Consider the following 20,319-nt stretch of genomic DNA (forward strand, 5'->3'; position numbering starts at 1 on the left):
GACGCGGCGATCAGACCGGGTAGATCAGCGAGTTGAGCACCATCTCGCTGTCATACACGCAACGCCGGCTGGATAGTTTCAATCCAGCCGGCGTTTGCACGAACTCATCGATATAGCGGCCCACGTTGTAAACCTCGGATGCGTCACCGGGACGCGTACGGAACACCGCGTAGTTGGCTTGCGCGCTCACCACGCCTTCAGCCTGCGCCACCACACGAGCCGGGCCAACCACATGCCGGGTGTAATACGGCGCGTGGTAGATCGTTTGCGTGATGCCATACACGCGATCCTTCATCATCCCCTTGCTTTCCAGCGCAATGAGCGACAGCGGCAAGTTGCGATCGAAGTTCTCGCGCGCCTGCACGAAGTAACGGCCATCGTCTGCAAAGAACTCAGGCCAGTCGTCAAAACGCTTTTCATCCAGCGCGGCAGCGTAGTCGGCGTTGAAGCGATCGATTTCCACCGCGAGCATCAGGACCGCAGTGGTCATAGCGACATCACCTTGCGCCAGTACGCGTACATGCTGCGAATCAGCGTCTCGGTCACCATATGCTCTGTGCCTCCGGTGCCGGTGCCACCCAGTTCGCACAAGGTGCTGCCGTCTTCGCCCCATTGATCAAAGCCCTGCTGGCTCAGCTCGATCACCTCGCCATCATCCGCACTCACAAAACCAGCAGGCCCGAACAGGTTGGCCTGGCGCAAGCGCCGCTGCGTCATCTCGGGCGAGTCGTGCGCAAACCCAAAATGCGTCCACACAAAATCGAACTCACCTTCGCCGCGCGGAACGATGTGCCGGGTGGACAGCGAGTTCACCTGCTGCTGGATGATGAGGCCGGGAAACAGCGTGATCATCGTTACCGTGGGCGTGATCTCTGCGCCGGGGTTGGAAGGATCAGCAATCTTCCACCACGGCTCGCCCACCACGTCGAGCAGGCGATCGTCATTGAGCGTCATGTTGGCCTTGAACGAGGTCACGCCCTCGGTCACTGCCGCGTTCTGCCCACCCTCGTTGCGGCGCGAAATCATCACCGCGTGACGCCCCTGGTCGTCCATCACCATGCGGCTTTTCTGGTCCGCACGCCACAGGCCGAAGGTGACGAACCAGGTGTGCAGCAGACCCGGGTGGTAGGGGTCCTTGATGTTTTCCATCATCAGCTTCCAGTTGCCCGGAATGCGTTGGCGGTTGTAGCCCAGCAGCGTCAGCTCGCGTCCCTTGAAGATCCGATCCAGCCACGGCATGACGTTGGGGCCGAGGTAATCCTGCAAAGGCTCCACCGTGTCGCTGAACGTCGCGAACACCAGGCCATGCAGCACGGCCACACGCAGCTTGGTCAGGCCGTGCTGCTTCAGGTCGAAGTCCGCAGGCATGCCGCCGTTGACACATTCAGCCCCGGCTTCGTCAAGCGCCTTCACACCCTCCTTGAAGGGCAGCCCCGCGAGGTCGCCGTTGAGCTTGTAGGTCCACTGGTGATAGGGGCACACGAAGCTGCGCGCATTGCCCTGCGGCTGCTGGCAGAAGCGCACACCACGGTGCGCGCAGCGGTTTTCGACCACGCGGATGCCGGTGTCCACGCCGCGATCTTTCGGCGCAACGCGATCGCGCACCATGATGACCTGACGCTCGCCAACAAAGGTGAGCTTGAAGTCGCCCGTGTTGGGAATTTCGACTTCGAGGCCGACGTAGTTCCAGTGCGCGCCGTAGAAGATTTTCTGCAACTCCTGCTGGTAGAGCTGCGCATCGGTGTAGGCCCAGAAGGGCACGCGGCTGGAACCCGGCTGGCTCCAGCGTGAAAGAGTGACAGGCGCGTTCATGGTGCTAGGCCGCCGACGCGTCGATCTCGATCACGGTGCGGCCCTTGATGCGGCCCGAAGCCACGGCATCGATCATCGCGGGCAGCTCGTTAAAGGGCTTGACTTGCGCAATGCGCGCAAGGTGCCGCGGTCGCAGGTCGGTGCCAAGACGCTTCCACAGATGGTCACGCAAGGCTTCATCGTTGTCAGAGTTGACGCCCACCAGACGCACTCCGCGCAGGATGAACGGCATCACCGTGGTGGTGAACTCGACACCCAGCGCATTGCCCAGGCTGGCGATCACGCCGTCGCGCTGCATGGTGCGGGTCAGCGCCGCCAGCGCTTCGCCACCCAGCGAATCGACTGCGCCTTGCCAGAGCGCTTTCTCCAGCGGGCGGGTGCCGGCATTGAGTCCATTGGCGTCAACCACTTCGGCGGCGCCCAGACCCATCAAATAGTCGCGCTCATTCATCTTGCGGGTGGCCGCGACCACCTGAAAGCCACGCTGCGACAGCATGTCGATCGCGACGCTGGCCACGCCTCCCGATGCGCCGTTGACCAGCACTTTTCCGTTGGCGGGTTTCAGGCCGTTCAGCTCCATCAGTTCCACCGCCAATGCTGCTGTGTAGCCCGCAACACCGATGGTGATGGCTTCGAGTGTGCTCATGCCATCGGGCACGCGGTTGACCCAGGCAGCCGGCGCTCGCAGGCGCGTTGCATAGCCGCCGTGGTGCGAGACGCCAAAGCCGTGGCTGTGCACGATGACCTTGTCGCCTGCCTTGAATCGCGGTGAGGTCGAGCTTTCGACCGTGCCCGACGCGTCGATGCCACCCACGCATGGAAACCGCCGGATGATCGGCGCCTTGCCGGTGGCTGCCAGCGCATCCTTGAAGTTGATGCTGGCGTAGGCGGTCCTGACGACGACATCGCCGGCGTCGAGCGCTGCGTCGTCCATCTCTTCGAACCCGGCGCCGATGGCACCGTCTTTTTGCGAAACAACGTATGCACGAATCATGTGGATTGCCCCGTCTGCAAAATTGTTGGACTCAAGCCTAGAGCGCGCCTGCAGCCGCCTTGCGCCTGCCCTTCCAGGCGCCGAACAGCACCAGCACGCCCGGCAGCAGGATCATGGCCCAGATGATCTTGTCCAGATTGGCCTTGACCCACGGCACGCTGCCGAAAAAGTAACCCGCCGTGATGATGCCGCCCACCCAGAGCGCACCACCGGTCACGTCATAGAAAGTGAACTTGCTGCGCGTCATCTGCGCCACGCCTGCCACGAACGGCGCAAAGGTCCGCAGGAAAGGCATGAAGCGCGCAGCCACGATGGTGATGCCGCCGTACTTTTCATAGAAATCGTGCGCCTGGTTGAAGGCCCGCTTGTTGAAAAAGCGCGAGTCCTCCCACTGGAACACCTTGGGCCCGAAGTAGCGGCCTATCGTGTAGTTGCTCTGGTTGCCCAGCACGGCCGCAACAAACAGCAGGCCCACCGTCAGGGGATAGCTCATGAGCCCCACACCGCACATGGCGCCCACCACAAAGAGCAGCGAGTCGCCCGGCAGGAACGGCATGACCACCACGCCCGTCTCGACAAAGATGATCGCGAACAGCAGGGCGTAAACCCAGGGGCCGTAAGCGACAACAAAAGCTTCCAGGTGCTTGTCGACATGCAGGATGAAGTCGATCAGGTAGGCAATGATTTCCATGCGGGCGATTATCCGGCAGGCGGGGTGCTCATCCCTACAATCAACCTCGTGAACGCCGTGCTTTCCCCCCTCCCCCATCGCCCCATCCGGGACCTGCCTGATGAGCTGGTCAGCCAGATCGCCGCAGGCGAAGTCGTCGAGCGGCCTGCCTCTGTCGTGCGGGAACTCGTGGACAACGCGCTCGATGCCGGTGCGACCCAGGTCACCGTGCGATTGCTGGCGGGTGGCGTTCGCTTGATCTCGGTCGAAGACGACGGCAGCGGCATCGCTCGCGAAGAGATGCCGCTGGCCTTGCGCCGCCATGCCACCAGCAAGATCACGTCGCTGGCCGACCTGGAATCGGTGGGCACCATGGGTTTTCGTGGCGAGGCGCTCGCTGCGATCGGCTCGGTTTCGGAGATGGGGCTGCTGTCGCGCACACAGTCTCAGGCCAACGCATTTCACCTGGACGCCCGCACCGGTGAGCTGCGTCCTGCGGCGCGGGCGATCGGCACGACGGTGGAGGTCAAGGAGCTGTTTTTCGCCACGCCTGCGCGCCGCAAGTTCCTCAAGACCGACGCGACCGAGCTGGCCCATTGCATCGAAGCTGTGCGCCGCCATGCGCTCGCGCGGCCGGATGTGGGCTTTGCGATCTGGCACGAGGGACGGCTCGTCGAACAGTGGCGAGTCGCCACACGAGAGCAGCGCCTGGCCGATGTGCTGGGCGAAGAGTTGCTGGAGCAAAGCGTCGCCATCGACCACACGGCCGGGCCGATTCGCGTGACGGGTCGTGCGGGGGTTCCCGATGCGGCGCGTTCGCGTGCGGACCAGCAGTTCGCCTACGTCAACGGCCGCTACGTGCGCGACAAGGTCATCACCCATGCGGCCCGCAGTGCGTACGAAGATGTGCTGCACGGCCATCGCCAGCCGGTGTATGCGATCTACATCGACATCGACCCGACGCGCGTCGATGTGAATGTGCATCCGACCAAGATCGAGGTGCGCTTCAGGGACAGCCGCGAGGTGCATCAGGCGGTGCGTCATGCGGTGGAGAACGCGCTGGCTGCGCCACGGGCTGGGGTGATGGCGGCGGGGTTGTTGCCGGCTGCTGCCCATCCTGTCGGTGCCGCTGCTGCCGCCCCTGCCTTTGCCGAACCCGGTGCCGGCAAGCCGCAGTCATTCACCTGGTCTCAACCCGCGATGGATTTGCGCCCGGCGGGGCATGCGGTCTCGGACCTGGGTGCGCTGTGGCAACCGTCCACCGTGCGCCCTGAGTCATTGCCAACCGTTCGCCCTGAGCTCTCCTCGACCGTTCGTCCTGAGCTTGTCGAAGGACTTCCCGCTCATCACTCCCCCCACGACTGGCCCCTGGGCCGGGCCATCGCCCAGATCCAGGGCATCTACATCCTGGCCGAGAACACCCACGGCCTGGTCATCGTCGACATGCACGCCGCTCATGAGCGGATCGTCTACGAACGCCTGAAGCGCCAGCTCGACCAGACCCAGGCCGAGTCGGGTGTGTCTCGCATTGCCAGCCAGCCCTTGCTGATCCCCGCGACATTCGCCGCGACACCGCAGGAAGTCGCAACAGCTGAAGCCAGCACCGAAGTGCTCGAAACGCTGGGCCTGGACATCACGCCGTTCTCGGCAAAAACACTGGCCGTGCGAGCGGTTCCGACCAGCCTGGCGCAAGGCGATGCTGTCGAGCTGGCCCGCAGCGTCCTGGCAGAGCTGGCGCTGCATGACGCCAGCACGGTGATCCAGCGCGCGCAAAACGAAATCCTGGGCACGATGGCCTGCCACGGCGCCGTGCGCGCCAATCGCAGGCTCACGATCGACGAAATGAATGCGCTGCTGCGCCAGATGGAAGACACCGAGCGGTCGGACCAGTGCAACCACGGAAGGCCGACGTGGCGGCAGCTGACCGTGCGCGAGCTCGATGCGCTGTTCATGCGGGGACGGTGACCGGCCTGTCATTGCGGGCCGAGACCGGAGGAATCCTGCGAATCCCCCGCAATCCATCTTCGATCAAACGCAGCAGCCGCTTCGCGGTGGATGCCGGTTCGAGTCCGGCATGACAACCTGAAACTTCACAAATACGGGGTCTTTGCCTGCGCGCAACAATGCAGCCTGAACTTTTTCGAGCTCAACCGATCAGTCACCCGATGAAGCGCTGGACCCTCCTCACCGCCGCCGCACTGAGCCTGGCGGCACTCGTCAACGTGGGTTGCACCTCCCTGGACGAGCGGCAGCGCGCCTGGATCTTCCAGCCGAGCGACCGCAGCTGGGGTGGATCGGCCGACCTGGCGCGCGACATGACCGATGTCTGGATCGAGTTCGACTCCAAAGTCACTTCCCAGCCTACCAAGGTTCACGGCCTCTGGGCCGCAACCGGCAAGGCCGCCGCGGACGGCCCCATCCTGCTCTACCTGCACGGCGCGCGCTGGAACGTAGCAGGCTCCGCCCCACGCATCCGCCGCATGCAGGAACTGGGTTTCTCGGTGCTGGCCATCGACTACCGCGGTTTCGGCAAGAGCACCCCCGGCCTGCCGTCCGAAGAGATGGCGTATGAAGACGCCCGTGCCGCCTGGGACTGGCTGGCCCGCACCTACCCCGACCGGCCACGCTACATCTTCGGCCATTCGCTGGGCGGCGCAGTCGCCATCGACCTGGCAGCCAACGTGGACGACGAGCGCGGCACCATCGTCGAAGGCACTTTCACCTCCATCCCCGATGTCGCGAGCAGCATGAAGTGGGGGTGGCTCCCGGTCGGGCCGCTCATCACGCAGCGCTTCGAGTCGATTCGCAAGGTCGCCAAGGTCGGCTCGCCCCTGCTGGTGGTCCACGGCGAAGACGACAACCTGATCAACAACGCACTGGGGCGCAAGCTGTACGAAGCAGCCACCGGACAAAAACGCTTCCTGCTGGTGGAAGGCGGCTCGCACCACAGCACGATGAGCGTGGGCCTGGCCAAATACCGCGAAGCGCTGGCCGACCTGTTCAGCTTGCGGCCGCTGGTGCGCTGAACCTGCGACTGTCATTGCGGACTTGATCCGCAATCCATGTTTGATCAAGCGTCGTCGCCGCTTCGCGGTGGATGCCGGATCGAGTCCGGCATGACAGTCATGGGGAGGCTGTCGCGTGTCGTGGATCGGCGTGACAACCCCCGGTGGCTGTCATTGCGGGCTTGACCCGCAATCCATGTTCGATCGAGAGCAGCAGCAGCTTCGTCCGCAATTGCGTCATCACAGGGACGCAGGAACCTGCGCAAACGTTTCGTTGACGATCTTGCGATCCTCTTCGTCGGCTATCGCGGCAATCGCCTTGACTGCCTCCTGATACGCCGAGCGATGCGCAGCCTCATCGCCCGCCACATGCGCAGCGTGCGCATAAATCGCATGGGTGAATGCCAGCTCCCAGTCGGGCGTATCTGCACGTGGCAGGAAGTAGTCGCGCATCTCTTGCGCCATCGCGAGCGCCGTCTTGCCGTGACCGAGCAAGGCATGAACCAGCGCCAGGCACATCGTGGCCCGCATCCAGTTCTGTTCGACGCCGACCTGGCCCCAGTGATACGCCGACGCATGCGCCGCGTTGAGCATCTCGCGATCTTGCGCAGGCGTCCGGCCGGCCTGCGCTGTCAGGGCCCACGCGCGGTTGTTGCAACGCATCGCAAACTTCTTTGCCAGTGCGAGTTCATCAGGGGTGAGGTCCGGAGTCGTCATCTCAAAGCACCTTGGTCATGAAAACACTGTGAGGGTCCTCGGTGTAGTTGCCGAACGGCCCGCAGTATTCAAAGCCGAAACTTTCATAGAGTTTTTGCGCAGGATAGAACGCATCGCCCGAGCCCGTCTCCAGGCTGAGCCGGGTGTAGCCGCGCTTCTTGGCGACCTCGATGATGTGCTTGAGCACCGCGCGCCCTGCGCCCGTACGGCGCATCACGGCAGGCGTGCGCATCGATTTCACCTCGCCGTGGTCGGGCGAGAGTTCCTTGAGCGCGCCGCAGCCGAGCAATGCGCCGGGGCGGCCCTCGTGATCGTCATCCCACACCGTCCAGAACGTGATGTCGGGCGACTTCAGCTTGGACACGTCGAGTGCATGCACGCTCTCTGGCGGCGACAGCTCGTACATGTTGGTCAGGTGTTCGTTGAGCAGCGCCAGGATGGCCGGGCGCGTCAGGTCGTCGATTTCAATCTTCATGTGTGCTTGCAATGGGCGTGTCAGTCGTCGTTGAATTACTTTAACGCAGGGAAACTCAAGCAGGTCGAGTCTGCGTTCCGGCGCCGAGTGTCACATGCAGCATCCGGCTGGGCTCGTGAATTTTTGCGGTGTGCCAGATGCCTCGCGGCACGATGACCGCAGCGCTGCCACGCAATTGCAGGGTTCGCACACCCCCCGGTTCATCGAGCAGCAGATCGGCGCAACCCGACAGCAGATAAACAAACTCATCGCCGTCAGGGTGCATCTCCCACGTCGGCCAGTCGGCCGCGAATTCGTATTCCGAAATCAGCCAGCCACTTCCTGCCGCCTCGACCTCTTGCGGGGGCAGCAACCAGAAGGCATCGCCGCCGGGCACTGCGGTTGCGACCCCGCTGGACTGAAGCTGCACGTAGGTGGACAGGGGATCGAACGGCATGCGCGGGGTTCCTTGGCGCAGGGATGCGCTGCGGCGTTTATACCCGCGCTTCTGCTACCCTCCCCGGCACACCATGCCCGCGCCAATCGTCGTCCTCATCCTGTCCCTTCTGCTGGGCATACAGCCTGTCACCACGGATCTCTACCTGCCGGCCCTGCCCTCGCTGACCGAGGGCTTTGGCGCGCCGGTCTCGCAGGCACAGCTGACGTTGACGGTGTTGCTGCTTGCATTCGGCACGTCGCAGCTGGTGTGGGGACCTTTATCGGATCGATTTGGCAGGCGGCCGATCCTGCTGCTCGGGCTGGGCGCTTACGCCCTCGCATCGATCGCCTGCGCGCTCGCGCCTTCGATGCTCATGCTGATCGCGGGACGCATGGTGCAGGGCGCGGCGATGGGCGCGGCCGTGATGGGCGCACGCGCGATCGTCCGCGATCTCTACACCCCGGAAATCGGCGCCCGCATGATGTCCAAGGGCCTCACGGGCCTGGGCATCATTGCCTGCACCTGCGCGCCCATGGGCGGCTTGCTGTCGGACCTGCTGGGATGGCGCTACACACTGGGTGCGACGGCCGTGTTCGGCGTCGTTGCGTTCACCGTGGTCGCCCTGCGATTCCAGGAAACCGTGCCGCGGAAGAACCCGCTCGCGCTGCAACCTCGCACGCTGGTTTCGACCTGGCTCACCATCTTGCGGCATCCGACGTTCCTGGCGTGGTCTGCGCTATCGACGGCTTCGTATGCCGGCCTGTTCACCTTCCTCGCATCGTCATCGTTCATCTTCATCCAGGTGCTGGATTTCACGCGCACGCAATACGGCCTGGCGATGTTCTCGATGGCCTTCATCTACATCCTGGGCACGTTCTGGTGCCGCTGGCTGCTGCCACGGCGCGGCGTCAAACGATCCGTGGCGATCGCAGGCGGCTTGACGCTTGCAGGCGGCACGCTGATGGGCGTGCTGGCACTGGCCGGCATGCACAACACCTGGGCCATCCTGGTGCCGTTCTGGATCTTCATGTTCGCCCACGGCGTGCACCAGCCCTGCGGGCAAAGCGGTGCGGTGGCGCCGTTTCCGCATGCAGCGGGCGCGGCTTCTGCGCTCAATGGATTCCTGATGATGGTCGCCGCGTTCATCGTGGGCGGATGGATGGGCGGGCGGCTGGACGGCACCGTCTTCCCCATGGCCAACGGCGTGTGGTTCTGGAGCGTCTGCATCGCGGTTGCGTCGTGGACGCTGGTGCAGCGATACGGTGATCCGCGGCATGCCTGAGGTGAAGTCATCTACGCTGCGAGCGATTGCGCTGGCGGGGCCCACCGCATCGGGCAAGACGGCTGCCGCACTGGCCATTGCACAAGAGCACCCGTGCGAAATCATCAGCGTCGATTCCGCGCTGGTGTATCGCGGGATGGACATCGGCACCGCAAAGCCCTCTGCGCAGGAGCTGGCGCAGGTGCCGCATCACCTGGTCGACATCCGCGACCCGCTGCAGGCGTACAGCGCGGCTGAGTTTGTCCAGGATGCGAAAGCGCTGATCGACGAGATCAACTCGCGCGGCAAGCTCGCGCTGCTGGTGGGCGGCACGATGCTGTACTTCAAGGCGCTGTTCGAGGGCCTGGATGCGATGCCGCCTGCCGACCCTGAAGTGCGTGCGCAGATCGAAGCGCGGGCCTTCGATGAAGGCTGGCCTGCCTTGCATGCCGAGCTGGCGAAGGTTGACGCCCCGACCGCCGCGAGACTGAGCCCGAACGACTCGCAGCGCATACAACGGGCGCTGGAGGTGTATCGCATCTCGGGGCGCGCGCTGTCGTCGTTCCATGCCTCGCCAGACAAGCAGGTGCAGGGCGTTGCAGGCATTGCGCTGGTCTCGCTGGAGCCGATGAATCGGGCGTGGCTGCATGAGCGCATCGCGCAGCGTTTTGACGCGATGCTTTCGGCGGGGTTTCTCGATGAGGTCAGGGCCCTGCGCGCGCGCGGTGACCTGCATGCCGACCTGCCCAGCATGCGCTGCGTCGGTTATCGGCAGGCGTGGGAACTGCTGGACCGGCAAGAGGCGAATCCGGGCTCGGCGTTTGCGCATTCGTTATTGCGTGAGCTGGGCATCAATGCCACTCGCCAGTTGGCCAAGCGCCAGATCACATGGCTGCGCAGCATGCCGCAGCGCCGCGTGATTGCCTGCGACGCGCCGGATGCGCTGGACCAGGTCCTGCGCGCCGTGCGGGAGTCGCTGTGAGCATCGCCCTGAAGGACCTGGGCAAGCGCTACGGCGATGTGCCGGTGTTCTCCCATGTTTCGCTCGATGTCGCACCGGGCGAGTTCGTGGCGATCGTCGGGGAATCGGGTGTGGGCAAGTCCACGATTCTCAATTGCATGGCGGGGCTCGACACCTGGGACGAAGGCACGGTGACGCTGGCCGGACACGACCTCGGATCGCTGGATGCCGACCAACGCGCGATCTTGCGGCGCTCCTGCACCGGCTTCGTGTTCCAGGCGTTTCATGTGCTGCCTCACCTGGATGTGGCGCAGAACATCGGGCTGCCGCTGATGCTGCTGAAGCAGGCGGACAACGGGCGTGTTGCAGCCATGATGAAAGCCGTGGGACTGGAGGGGCTGGGCGCGCGATTGCCGCAGCAGTTATCCGGTGGGCAACTTCAGCGCGTGGCGATTGCGCGGGCGTTGATCCACAGACCCGCGCTGCTGCTGGCCGATGAGCCGACGGGTAACCTCGACCCGACAACGGCGGCGATGGTGATGGATGCGCTGCTCGCGCAAACGCGCGAACACGGCGCGTCGCTGGTGCTGGTCACGCACTCGGAAGCGGCAGCGGCGCGGGCGGATCGGGTGATGACGTTGACTTCTAGAGGCCTGTCATTGCGGGCTTGACCCGCAATCCATGACTTCGGTGGCGCTGTAGCCGCTTCGCGGTGGATGCCGGATCGAGTCCGGCATGACAGCCGGGGGGGCAAGCGCCATGACGGCATGACATCCGCAAGAGGCTGTCATCGCGGACTTGATCCGCAATCCATCGGCGATAGCGCGCGGCGCAACATGGCAATCCCCGCCTCCACATCCCCAATCGGCATCTGCCCCGGCGCGGAGCTGCTCTGTCCCACGGCGAATGTCATGGCTGATCCGAAGGTCCAGCCGCACAGGCGGCTCACTGCGCCATAGCCGCCCATCGCCATGCTCACCACCGGAATCTTCAGCGTGCGGCTCGCATCCAGCGTGGCCTTGAACAGCACCAGCACATCGTCCATGCACTGCGGCATCACCGCGATCTTCGCGACATCGGCGCCCAGCCGTTGCGCCATGGCGAATCGCATCGCCAATTCTTCAGCAGCAGGCGTCTTGCCGAAGTCGTGGAACGACAGCACCAGCTGCACGCCATGCGCCTTCGAGAACGCGCGCACCTGCGCGACGTTCGCCGCGTCATTGCTCATCTCATAGTCGATGAGATCGATATGCCCGCTCTCACACGCGGCGCGATAGGTCGCCAGCACCTGCTCTTCGGTGATGCCAATCTTCTCGCCGCCCTCGCGCATCGAACGGCGCGTGAGCAGCAGCGGGATGCCGGGCGCGGCCTTGCGGATCGCGGCAGCGACTTCGACCACCGCCTGCGCATCGCCAATGCCTTCAAAGAAATCGACGCGCCACTCCAGGATGTCGGGCTGCTTCAGACCCACCACCCTCGCCTCTTCAATGATCGCCTCGCGCGTACGCGCAACCAGCGGCGCGCAAATCGCCGGAAACTTCGCTTGCCCAACCTGGATGGCTTTTGAACCATTCATCACGCAAGCCCCTGCCCGATCAGTTGCGCATAGCGAGGAAGGTCCACATTGCCGCCGCTGATGATCACGCCCACCCGCTTGCCCGCCAGGTCAATGCCCGCATGCCGCGCAGCCGCAAAGCCCAGGCAACCCGTCGGCTCGACCACCATCTTCATCCGCTCCGCAAAAAACCGCATCGCCTCGACCAATTGCTCATCGGTGGCAGTGAGGATGCCGGTGACATCGCGCCTGATCACTTCAAAGGTGTAGCGACCCAGATGCTGCGTCTGCGCGCCATCGGCAATCGTTCGGGGCGTTTCGATATGCACGATTTCGCCTTTGGCCATCGACTGCTGCGCATCGTTGCCGGCTTCGGGTTCCACGCCATAAATCTGGCAGCGCGGCGACAGCGCGCGCGTGGCCAGCGCCGAGCCGCTGAGCAGCCCTCCACCGCCCAGGCACACGAACAGCACATCAAGCTCGCCGACTTCCTCGATCAGCTCCATCGCCGCCGTGCCCTGCCCTGCGATCACATCCGGGTGGTCGAATGGCGGGATCAAGGTCATCTCGCGTTGCTGCGCGACCTTCTTGGTAAGCGCCTCGCGGTCTTCCTTGTAGCGGTCAAACAAAATCACCTCTGCGCCATAGCCGCGTGTCGCATCGATCTTGGATTGCGGCGCGTCCATCGGCATGAGGATCACGGCAGGCATTCCCAGCAAGCGCGCAGACAGGGCAATGGCTTGCGCATGATTGCCGGACGAAAACGCGATCGCGCCTTTGCTCTTTTGCTGCGCGTTGAATTGCGACAGCGCATTGAACGCGCCACGGAACTTGAACGCGCCCATGCGCTGGAAGTTCTCGCATTTGAAAAACACTTCCGCGCCGAGCAGCTGGTTGGCGGTCGTGGACCGGTTGACCGGCGTGCGGTGGGCGTGGCCTTGCAGGCGCCGCGCGGCAGCGGCGACATCGTCGAAAGTAGGTAGCTGGAGCATCGCGCAACTTTAGCGCACTGATCGCCGCCCACTCACAATGCGGGGATGCTCGCTTTGCTTCGCACCTTCTCCCTGCAGGAATTGCGCCATCACCCCTGGCGCAACGCCGCTGCCGTGGTGGCGGTCATGCTGGGCGTGGCGCTCGCGTTCTCGGTGCACCTGATCAATGCATCAGCGCTGAGCGAATTCTCCAGCGCCGTGCGTTCCGCTGGCGGCCAGCCCGACCTGGAAGTGCGCGCGGTGCAAGGCTCGTTCGACGAAGCGCTGTACGCACGCATCGCCAGTCATCCACAGGTGAGCATCGCCAGCCCGGTGCTGGAGCTTTCCACGATTGCCGTGGCTGGTGCCAAGCCACCCCTGCAACTGCGCATTGTGGGCATGGACGCGCTGGTTGTTGCTGCGGTCGCGCCGTCCCTCATGCCCGTGCCGGCAAAGAATGCAGATCGCTTCGCCCTGTTTGCGCCGGGGCAGGTGTTCCTCAACCCTGCCGCGCGGCTCGCGTTTGGCGATGCGCAGGTGGTGCAACTGCAAAACGGCAGCGCTCGCGTCCAGGCCAACATCGCGGGTACCGTTACCGCCCAGGGCAGCGCGCTGGCCGTGATGGACCTGGGCGCCGCGCAAGACTTCTTCGCACGGCAAGGCCAGCTGACGCGCATCGATGTGCGGCTGCGCGCCGGCAGTGATCGCGCGTCGTTCCTTGGCTCGATGGAGATGCCCGCCGGTGTCGTTGTCGCTGAACCTGCAGACGCCGCAAGCCGCGTCAACAGCCTGTCGCGTGCCTACCGCGTCAACCTCACCGTGCTGGCGCTGGTCGCGCTTTTCACGGGCGCATTCCTGGTGTATTCGGTGCTGGCGCTCAGCGTCGCGCGCCGCTCGCAGCAGTTTGCGCTGCTGGGGGTGCTGGGCGTGACCGCACCGCAGCGCAGGCGGCTGGTGCTCGCCGAATCGCTGCTGCTCGGCGTGATCGGCAGCGCATTGGGAATCGCACTGGGTACTGCGCTCGCCGCGCTGGGCTTGCGCTGGCTGGGCGGCGACCTGGGGGGCGGGTATTTCTCGGGGGTCGCGCCGCAGTTGCAGTGGACGACGCCAGCGGCCCTCCTGTATGCGGCGCTGGGCATCGCGGCGGCCGCTGCCGGTGGCTGGCTGCCCGCGCTCGCCGCGCAGCGCCTGCCGCTGGCGCAGACGCTCAAGGGGCTGGGCACCGGCCTGCCCGCCTCGCGCAAACACTGGCTCGGCATGGCGATGGTGTTGGCAGGCGGGGCACTCGCGCTGCTGCCGCCGGTGCAAGGAATTCCGCTGGGCGCCTACCTGTCGGTGGGCCTGTTGCTGGTGGGCGGCATCTCGGTGTTGCCGTGGTTGATCGCGGGCATCTACGACGCGATTGCTCCGGCGCTTGGTGCCATGCTGCTGCCGATGCTGGCTGTCGAGCGCGCGAGACGGGTGCGCGAAAGCGCAGCGATTGCGGTGAGCGGCGTGGTGGCATCGCTCAGCCTGGCTGTCGCATTGACGGTGATGGTCGCGAGCTTTCGGGCGTCGGTGTCGCAGTGGCTGGATGTGGTGTTGCCTGCCGATCTGTATTCGCGCACATCGACCTCCGCATCTGCTGGCGACACCGTGTTCTTCCCGGCGTCGTTCATCCGGTCCGTGGAGCAGGTGCCCGGTGTTCGCCGCGTGTCGACACAACGCACTCGCCCTTTGCTGCTTGACGCGTCGCTTCCCGCCGTAGCGCTGCTGGCGCGCACGCTGGACGATCCGGGCAAGGCGCTTCCGCTCGTGGGTGAACTGCATCCAGCGCCCGCAGGGCAGATCGCGATCTACGTCAGCGAAGCCGTGGTGGACCTGTACGGCGCCAGGCCAGGTTCGCCCTTCCCCTTGCTGGAAAAAGCCTTCCCCGGATCGAACGCCAGATTCCATGTGGCAGGCGTGTGGCGCGATTACGTGCGTCAAAGCGGAGCCATTGCCATGTCACGCGCCGACTACGAGCGCCTGACCGGTGACAGCCGATTCAATGACTTCCAGCTCTGGCTCGAAACAGGCGCCGATCCGGCAAAGGTCCAGGGCGCGATACGCGAACTGGCCCAACGCGAAGCCGGCCTGGGCGGCATCGTCGAATTCGCCTCCGCGCAGGAGCTGCGAGCCGTGTCGCTGCGCATTTTTGATCGGAGCTTTGCGGTCACCTACTGGCTGCAGGCAGTGGCCATTGGCATCGGATTGTTTGGCGTGGCTGCGAGCTTCAGCGCGCAGGTGCTGGCAAGGCGAAAGGAGTTCGGCCTGCTCTCGCACCTGGGCCTGACGCGCCGCCAGATCCTGGGTGTGGTTGCAGGCGAGGGTGCAGCCTGGACGGTGATCGGCTCCATCGCAGGGCTTGTGCTGGGGCTTGCGGTTGCGGTGGTGCTGGTGCATGTGGTCAATCCGCAGAGTTTTCACTGGACCATGGATCTGCTCGTGCCGTGGATACGCCTGCTGGCGCTGTGCGCTGCCGTCATTGCAGCGGGCACGATCACCGCCTGGCTCGCGGGCCGCGCCGCCGCAGGGCGCGACGCGGTGCTGGCCGTGAAAGAAGACTGGTGATGCGCCGCCGCGAAACACTCTTTGCCCTGCCGCTGCTGATGCATGCGCGGCCGCTGCTTGCACAAGCCGCGCGTCCTGCGCTCGGGCCGATGACGCTTGCCTTTCCGCGCGATCACGGCGCGCATCCCGAGTTGCGCACCGAGTGGTGGTACATCACCGGTCATGCGACATCAAAGGGGCGCGAGTTCGGCTTCCAGGTCACGTTCTTCAGGACGCGGGTCGATGCCACGCAGGCCATGACATCGAAGTTCGCCGCGAAGCAACTCGTGTTCGCACATGCGGCAGTGACCGACGTGCAAGGCGCGAAGCTGTGGCACGACCAGCGCATCGCGCGCGAGGGATTCGAGGTTGCGTTGGCCGCGCAAGGTGACACCCGCGTGCGGCTTCGCGATTGGTCGCTGCAACGCATGGGCGGGGCCTATCGCGCGGTGCTGCCGGGTGCCGACTTCTCGCTCGACATCGAGTGCACGCCCACCCAGCCCGTCTTGCTTCAGGGCGCGCAAGGTCTGTCGCGCAAGGGGCCGCAAGAGGCGCAGGCGAGCTACTACTACAGCCAGCCGCAACTCGCGGTGACCGGTGCCATCGTGCTGCGCGGCCAGCGGTTCGCGATCACGGGCAAGGCCTGGCTCGACCATGAGTGGAGTGAAGAAGTCCTGCATCCCGAAGCCGTCGGCTGGGACTGGATCGGCATGAACCTGGATGACGGGTCGGCGCTGACGGCGTTTCGCCTGCGCCGCGCGGATGGCTCGGCACTGTGGCATGGCGGATCATTCCGCGCCGCGGGCGGTGCGACGCGATCGTTCGGGCCGGATGAGGTGTCATTCGCGGCGAAACGCAGCTGGACCAGTGCGGTGTCGCGCGCCGCCTATCCGGTCGAATGGACAGTCCGCACGCCGTCGGGAACCTACACCGTCAAGGCCGCGCTGGACAACCAGGAACTCGACAGCCGCGCCTCGACTGGGGCGATTTACTGGGAAGGCCTGAGTGATCTGTTCGACAACGCGGGACGACGCGTGGGGCGCGGCTACCTGGAGATGACCGGCTACGCGCAGCGGTTGAGGTTGTAGGCGCCGTTGCCGCTTCGCGGTGGATGCCGGATCAAGTCCGGCATGACAGCCAGCAAACGCACGAAACTCGCTATCCGTGGTCGAATAGCGCGCTAACCATGCCTACAGCCAACACCATCCACGGTCACATCCTCACGCCGCTGGGCTTTGTCCACGGCACGCTTGCCTGCGGCCCCGACGGGCGCATCACCGGCATCGACGGCACGCCGGTTGCCGATGAGCGCGCCGTGCGTGACTCGCCGCTTCCCATCGTGCTGCCGGGATTCATCGACCTGCATGTTCATGGCGGCGGCGGGCGCGACATCATGGAAGGCGGCGATGCGGCGCTGCATGTGGCGCGCACGCATGCCGCGCACGGCACCACGACGCTGCTCGCGACCACGATGACTGCGCCGTTCGAGGACTTGCAGGCAGCTTTCAACGGTCTCGCTTCGCTCTGCGCACAGCGGGCAACGCAAGCTGCGCATGTGCTGGGCGTGCATCTCGAAGGACCCTACATCAACGCCGGCAAGCTGGGCGCGCAGCCAGGCTATGCACGGCCCGTCTCACTCGACGAGCTGTCCCGCCTGAACGACATCGCGCCGGTGCGACTGCTGACCCTCGCGCCGGAAGTCCCGGGCAACATGGCGCACATACAGGCGCTGGCGCACGCCGGGTATCGCGTGCAGATCGGGCACACCCTGGGCACCTACGAAGACGGCATCGAAGCGATGGCATGCGGCGCGAGCGGCTTCACGCATCTGTTCAATGCGATGACGCCGCTCAACCACCGGATGCCGGGCATGGTCGGTGCGGCGCTGGCTCATGCGCAGTTCGCAGAGATCATTCCCGACCTGCTGCATGTCCACCCCGGCGCTATCAAGGTCGCCTTGCGTTCGATCCCGGGTCTGTATTGCGTCACCGATTCCACTTCGGCCACCGGCATGCCCGATGGCGACTACATGCTCGGCCGGCAGACTGTCACCAAGTGCCTGGGCGGTGTGCGCCTGGCCGATGGCACGCTGGCGGGCTCGACGCTGACGATGGACAAGGCCTTGCGCAACCTGGTGGACAAGCTGGGGCTGACGCTGGCCGATGCATCCAATCGTGTGTCCACCCACGCCGCGAACTACCTGGGCCTCGCCGATCGCGGCAGGCTGGATGCGGGCGCATGGGCCGATGCGGTGGTGCTCGACCGCGACCTGAAACTGCTGTCGGTCCATGCGCAGGGCGAACGCATCGAAGGGCAAGGCGTGTGATCTCGCACATGCTGCTTGAAGCGCGCGAAGCACCGGCATGCGTCGCGCGCCAGCTCGCGCATGACGCGCTGGCCTACGACGATTTCGGCGAGCTGCTGCGAAGCGAGTCGCCGCAGTCGCTGCTGACGATCGCGCGTGGCAGCTCGGACCACGCGGCGCATTACGCGGCGTATCTCATCATGGCGCGATTGGGCCGCCTGGTGACATCACTGCCGATGTCGCTGGTGACGCTGTATCAATCGCAGATCGCGTGCAAGAGCCTTGCCTGCTTTGCGTTCTCTCAATCGGGGCAGAGCCCGGACCTGGTCGAGCCGACGCGCTACTTTCGCAAGTGCGAAGCAATCACCGCGTGCTTCGTCAATGCGGCCGAGTCTCCGCTCGCGCAGGCCGCGCAATGGGTGTTTCCGCTGCATGCCGGGCGCGAGCAAAGCGTGGCCGCGACCAAGAGCTTCATCGCGCAACTGGTGGCCGGTGCGCGAGTCGTCGCTGCATGGCAGGGCAATGACGATCTGTCGCGCGCGCTTCATGCGCTGCCCGATGTGCTGTCTCGCGCCGCAACCATCGATTGGTCGCTCGCCGTGCCTCAGCTCATGGACGCAGAACGCCTGTTCGTGATCGGGCGCGGCCTGGGCTTGCCTGTCGCGCAGGAAGCAGCGCTCAAGTTCAAGGAAACCTGCGGCATCCAGGCCGAGGCATTCTCTGGCGCCGAAGTGCAGCACGGGCCGATGGCGCTGATCGATGAGGGCTATCCGCTTCTCATCTTCGCGCCGCGCGGGCCGGCCCAGGCGGGACTGCTCGCACTGGCCGCTGCCATGCGTGAGCGCGGTGCAAATGTGCTGCTCGCCGCACCTGAAGGCACGCCGGGCAGCATGTTGCCCATCTGCGCCACCGCCTCGGAAGATCTCGATGCGATCTCGATGGTGCAAAGCTTCTACCCGTTGGTCGAAGCGTTGTCGCGCGCGCGTGGCTTCGACCCCGACAGGCCGCCTCACCTGAACAAGGTCACCCGCACGAGCTGACGGCAGTGCCTTTGCCGGGCTGTCATGCCGCATTCGGCGGCGACTTGATCTACCTCAAGCGACGGCGTGACGCCGCTTCCTAGACTGCATCATGCAACTTCAATTCCTGGGCGCGACCGATACGGTCACCGGCTCGAAGTACCTGGTGCGAGAGGGCACGAGCAAGGTGCTCGTCGACTGCGGGCTCTTTCAGGGCTACAAGCAGCTGCGGCTTCGCAACTGGTCCGCACTGCCGGTGCGACCCGACCAGATCGACGCGGTGATCCTCACCCATGCGCACATCGATCACAGCGGCTACCTGCCGCTGCTGGTGCGCGATGGCTTCAAGGGACCCATCTACTGCACGCCCGCCACCAAGGATCTGTGCTCCATCCTGCTGCCCGACTGCGGACACCTGCTCGAAGAAGAGGCCGAGCACGCGAACCAATACGGCCTGTCCAGGCATCACCCCGCCCTGCCGCTCTACACGCGCAATGACGCGATGGCTTCGCTGAAGCGATTCAAGGCCGTGGCTCCTTCAAAACCGTGGCAGCCGGTCCCGGGCCTGACCGCGCACCTCACGCCATCGGGCCACATGCCGGGGTCGGCATTCGTCAGGCTGGACAACGGCAAGCGCAGCATTGTGTTTTCGGGTGACCTGGGCCGGCCCAATGACCTGGTGCTGGGCGCGCCGGTGCCATTCGAGGGCGCGGACTACCTGGTGGTCGAATCGACCTATGGCGATCGCCTGCACGACAACTCCGACCCGCTCGTGGCGCTGGCTGCCATCATCAACCGCACCGTCAAGCGCGGCGGCATGGTGCTGATCCCTGCGTTTGCGGTGGGCCGCGCGCAAACCGTGCTGCACTGCCTGCGCCTGCTGATGGACCGGGGCGACATTGCGCATCTGCCCGTGTTCCTGAACAGTCCGATGGCAGCGAGCGCAACGCAGGCCTATCTGAAGCACGGCGACCAGCTGCGCCTGTCGGACCATGACAGGAAGGCGATGGCCGCGCTGCCCAAGATCGTGGGCACGCCGCAAGAGTCAGAAAAGCTCAATTCGCGCAAGGGCCCGATGATCGTGATTGCCGCCAGCGGCATGGCGACTGGCGGGCGTGTGGTTCATCACCTGAAGGCGTTCGCACCCGATGCCCGCAACACGATTTTGTTCACCGGCTTCCAGGCCGGTGGTACGCGCGGCGCGACGATTGTGAGCGGCAGCCCGACGGTGCGGATTCACGGACAGGATGTTCCGGTTCGGGCTGAAGTCGCGAGTATCGATCACCTGTCGGCGCACGCCGATTCCAATGAAATCCTGCAGTGGCTGAGCAGTGCAAAGACTCCGCCCAAGACCACGTTCATCACGCATGGCGAACCTCACGCCGCCGACGCGCTGCGCCAGCGGATCGAGCGCGAGCTGCACTGGGATGTCTACATGCCGACGTGGCTGGAGACGGTGAAGCTGCGCTGAGTTTGAGCGGCGCGGCTGTCCGGAAATCCGGCTGTCATACCGGGCTTGACCCGGTATCCATGCGGCGATTGATCAGGCGCGGCTGCCGCTTCGCGGTGGATTGCGGATCAAGTC

19 protein-coding genes are annotated in these 20,319 nt (G+C 64.9%); 10 read left to right on the forward strand and 9 right to left on the reverse strand.

What is annotated here, in order from left to right:
- Positions 1-10: 10 nt before the first annotated feature.
- Genes AQ12_RS07890 through AQ12_RS07905 form a run of 4 tightly spaced genes read right to left on the reverse strand, consistent with a single transcriptional unit; the run spans position 11 to position 3,497 of the window.
- Positions 11-490, reverse strand: coding sequence for an aromatic-ring-hydroxylating dioxygenase subunit beta (locus AQ12_RS07890; protein WP_082151468.1), 480 nt, complete (start codon positions 488-490; stop codon positions 11-13).
- Positions 487-1,812 carry an aromatic ring-hydroxylating dioxygenase subunit alpha gene (locus AQ12_RS07895; RefSeq protein ID WP_048439341.1) on the reverse strand — a complete coding sequence of 442 codons (1,326 nt, stop codon included), beginning with the start codon at positions 1,810-1,812 and terminating at the stop codon, positions 487-489. The genes AQ12_RS07890 and AQ12_RS07895 overlap by 4 nt, the downstream gene beginning before the upstream one ends.
- Before the next feature lie 4 nt (positions 1,813-1,816).
- Positions 1,817-2,806, reverse strand: coding sequence for an acryloyl-CoA reductase (locus tag AQ12_RS07900; protein ID WP_082151469.1), 990 nt, complete (start codon positions 2,804-2,806; stop codon positions 1,817-1,819).
- Positions 2,807-2,843: 37 nt separating this feature from the next.
- Positions 2,844-3,497 (reverse strand): VTT domain-containing protein, encoded by a 654-nt coding sequence (locus AQ12_RS07905; RefSeq protein ID WP_048439343.1) that lies wholly within the window; start codon positions 3,495-3,497, stop codon positions 2,844-2,846.
- A gap of 48 nt (positions 3,498-3,545) precedes the next feature.
- On the opposite strand from AQ12_RS07905, the gene mutL reads away from it, so the two are divergent.
- Together mutL and AQ12_RS07915 are read left to right on the forward strand one after the other, a co-directional pair.
- Positions 3,546-5,441, forward strand: a complete 1,896-nt coding sequence (mutL, locus tag AQ12_RS07910; RefSeq protein WP_238587680.1) for a DNA mismatch repair endonuclease MutL — start codon at positions 3,546-3,548, stop codon at positions 5,439-5,441.
- A gap of 200 nt (positions 5,442-5,641) precedes the next feature.
- Entirely contained in the window at positions 5,642-6,502 is an 861-nt protein-coding gene (locus tag AQ12_RS07915; protein ID WP_048439344.1) for an alpha/beta hydrolase, read from the forward strand.
- A 219-nt stretch (positions 6,503-6,721) separates the two neighbouring features.
- On the opposite strand, the gene AQ12_RS22040 is transcribed toward AQ12_RS07915, so the two are convergent.
- The 3 genes from AQ12_RS22040 to AQ12_RS07930 are packed head-to-tail and all read right to left on the reverse strand — an operon-like array spanning position 6,722 to position 8,109.
- On the reverse strand, positions 6,722-7,198 hold the full coding sequence (locus AQ12_RS22040; protein WP_053076618.1) for a hypothetical protein: 477 nt from the start codon (positions 7,196-7,198) through the stop codon (positions 6,722-6,724).
- A 1-nt stretch (position 7,199) separates the two neighbouring features.
- Positions 7,200-7,673: a GNAT family N-acetyltransferase gene (locus tag AQ12_RS07925; RefSeq protein WP_048439345.1), complete on the reverse strand. Its 474-nt coding sequence runs from the start codon at positions 7,671-7,673 to the stop codon at positions 7,200-7,202.
- Positions 7,674-7,728: 55 nt separating this feature from the next.
- Entirely contained in the window at positions 7,729-8,109 is a 381-nt protein-coding gene (locus AQ12_RS07930; RefSeq protein WP_048439346.1) for a cupin, read from the reverse strand.
- 73 nt (positions 8,110-8,182) lie between these two features.
- On the opposite strand from AQ12_RS07930, the gene AQ12_RS07935 reads away from it, so the two are divergent.
- From AQ12_RS07935 to AQ12_RS07945, 3 genes are read left to right on the forward strand one after another with little or no spacing between them, the layout of a single operon-like run.
- On the forward strand, positions 8,183-9,373 hold the full coding sequence (locus tag AQ12_RS07935) for a multidrug effflux MFS transporter (protein ID WP_048439347.1): 1,191 nt from the start codon (positions 8,183-8,185) through the stop codon (positions 9,371-9,373).
- Complete coding sequence (miaA, locus tag AQ12_RS07940) at positions 9,366-10,334, forward strand: tRNA (adenosine(37)-N6)-dimethylallyltransferase MiaA (protein WP_048439413.1); 969 nt, start codon at positions 9,366-9,368, stop codon at positions 10,332-10,334. Before AQ12_RS07935 ends, miaA begins: the two co-directional genes overlap by 8 nt.
- Positions 10,331-10,984, forward strand: coding sequence for an ABC transporter ATP-binding protein (locus AQ12_RS07945; protein ID WP_048439348.1), 654 nt, complete (start codon positions 10,331-10,333; stop codon positions 10,982-10,984). The genes miaA and AQ12_RS07945 overlap by 4 nt, the downstream gene beginning before the upstream one ends.
- A 116-nt stretch (positions 10,985-11,100) precedes the next feature.
- Here the strand turns inward: AQ12_RS07945 and aroD are convergent, their stop codons facing one another.
- Positions 11,101-11,889, reverse strand: coding sequence for a type I 3-dehydroquinate dehydratase (aroD, locus tag AQ12_RS07950; RefSeq protein WP_048439349.1), 789 nt, complete (start codon positions 11,887-11,889; stop codon positions 11,101-11,103).
- Positions 11,889-12,860 carry a threo-3-hydroxy-L-aspartate ammonia-lyase gene (locus tag AQ12_RS07955; RefSeq protein ID WP_048439350.1) on the reverse strand — a complete coding sequence of 324 codons (972 nt, stop codon included), beginning with the start codon at positions 12,858-12,860 and terminating at the stop codon, positions 11,889-11,891. Before AQ12_RS07955 ends, aroD begins: the two co-directional genes overlap by 1 nt.
- Positions 12,861-12,905: 45 nt before the next feature.
- Here AQ12_RS07955 and AQ12_RS07960 point away from each other — a divergent pair, with 45 nt between their 5' ends.
- From AQ12_RS07960 to AQ12_RS07980, 5 genes are all read left to right on the forward strand, one after another.
- Positions 12,906-15,431, forward strand: coding sequence for an FtsX-like permease family protein (locus AQ12_RS07960; RefSeq protein ID WP_048439351.1), 2,526 nt, complete (start codon positions 12,906-12,908; stop codon positions 15,429-15,431).
- Positions 15,431-16,498, forward strand: coding sequence for a carotenoid 1,2-hydratase (locus AQ12_RS07965; protein ID WP_082151471.1), 1,068 nt, complete (start codon positions 15,431-15,433; stop codon positions 16,496-16,498). Before AQ12_RS07960 ends, AQ12_RS07965 begins: the two co-directional genes overlap by 1 nt.
- Positions 16,499-16,596: 98 nt before the next feature.
- Positions 16,597-17,736: an N-acetylglucosamine-6-phosphate deacetylase gene (gene nagA, locus AQ12_RS07970; RefSeq protein ID WP_048439352.1), complete on the forward strand. Its 1,140-nt coding sequence runs from the start codon at positions 16,597-16,599 to the stop codon at positions 17,734-17,736.
- Positions 17,737-17,744: 8 nt separating this feature from the next.
- Positions 17,745-18,755 (forward strand): SIS domain-containing protein, encoded by a 1,011-nt coding sequence (locus tag AQ12_RS07975; RefSeq protein ID WP_048439415.1) that lies wholly within the window; start codon positions 17,745-17,747, stop codon positions 18,753-18,755.
- 91 nt (positions 18,756-18,846) lie between these two features.
- Positions 18,847-20,205, forward strand: a complete 1,359-nt coding sequence (locus AQ12_RS07980; RefSeq protein WP_048439353.1) for an MBL fold metallo-hydrolase RNA specificity domain-containing protein — start codon at positions 18,847-18,849, stop codon at positions 20,203-20,205.
- Positions 20,206-20,319: the final 114 nt, after the last annotated feature.

Source organism: Caenimonas sp. SL110 (assembly GCF_001044395.1).
Taxonomy (GTDB): domain Bacteria; phylum Pseudomonadota; class Gammaproteobacteria; order Burkholderiales; family Burkholderiaceae_C; genus Ramlibacter.

Excerpts from the sequence above, each read along its gene's own strand:
- nagA (WP_048439352.1), top strand. The coding sequence starts at position 16,597 with ATGCCTACAGCCAACACCATCCACGGTCACATCCTCACGCCGCTGGGC.
- AQ12_RS07895 (WP_048439341.1), bottom strand. The coding sequence starts at position 1,812 with ATGAACGCGCCTGTCACTCTTTCACGCTGGAGCCAGCCGGGTTCCAGC.
- AQ12_RS07900 (WP_082151469.1), bottom strand. The coding sequence starts at position 2,806 with ATGATTCGTGCATACGTTGTTTCGCAAAAAGACGGTGCCATCGGCGCC.
- AQ12_RS07905 (WP_048439343.1), bottom strand. The coding sequence starts at position 3,497 with ATGGAAATCATTGCCTACCTGATCGACTTCATCCTGCATGTCGACAAG.
- AQ12_RS22040 (WP_053076618.1), bottom strand. The coding sequence starts at position 7,198 with ATGACGACTCCGGACCTCACCCCTGATGAACTCGCACTGGCAAAGAAG.
- AQ12_RS07935 (WP_048439347.1), top strand. The coding sequence starts at position 8,183 with ATGCCCGCGCCAATCGTCGTCCTCATCCTGTCCCTTCTGCTGGGCATA.
- AQ12_RS07915 (WP_048439344.1), top strand. The coding sequence starts at position 5,642 with ATGAAGCGCTGGACCCTCCTCACCGCCGCCGCACTGAGCCTGGCGGCA.
- AQ12_RS07965 (WP_082151471.1), top strand. The coding sequence starts at position 15,431 with ATGCGCCGCCGCGAAACACTCTTTGCCCTGCCGCTGCTGATGCATGCG.
- miaA (WP_048439413.1), top strand. The coding sequence starts at position 9,366 with ATGCCTGAGGTGAAGTCATCTACGCTGCGAGCGATTGCGCTGGCGGGG.
- AQ12_RS07980 (WP_048439353.1), top strand. The coding sequence starts at position 18,847 with ATGCAACTTCAATTCCTGGGCGCGACCGATACGGTCACCGGCTCGAAG.
- AQ12_RS07975 (WP_048439415.1), top strand. The coding sequence starts at position 17,745 with ATGCTGCTTGAAGCGCGCGAAGCACCGGCATGCGTCGCGCGCCAGCTC.
- AQ12_RS07930 (WP_048439346.1), bottom strand. The coding sequence starts at position 8,109 with ATGCCGTTCGATCCCCTGTCCACCTACGTGCAGCTTCAGTCCAGCGGG.
- AQ12_RS07955 (WP_048439350.1), bottom strand. The coding sequence starts at position 12,860 with ATGCTCCAGCTACCTACTTTCGACGATGTCGCCGCTGCCGCGCGGCGC.
- AQ12_RS07925 (WP_048439345.1), bottom strand. The coding sequence starts at position 7,673 with ATGAAGATTGAAATCGACGACCTGACGCGCCCGGCCATCCTGGCGCTG.
- AQ12_RS07890 (WP_082151468.1), bottom strand. The coding sequence starts at position 490 with ATGACCACTGCGGTCCTGATGCTCGCGGTGGAAATCGATCGCTTCAAC.
- aroD (WP_048439349.1), bottom strand. The coding sequence starts at position 11,889 with ATGAATGGTTCAAAAGCCATCCAGGTTGGGCAAGCGAAGTTTCCGGCG.
- AQ12_RS07960 (WP_048439351.1), top strand. The coding sequence starts at position 12,906 with ATGCTCGCTTTGCTTCGCACCTTCTCCCTGCAGGAATTGCGCCATCAC.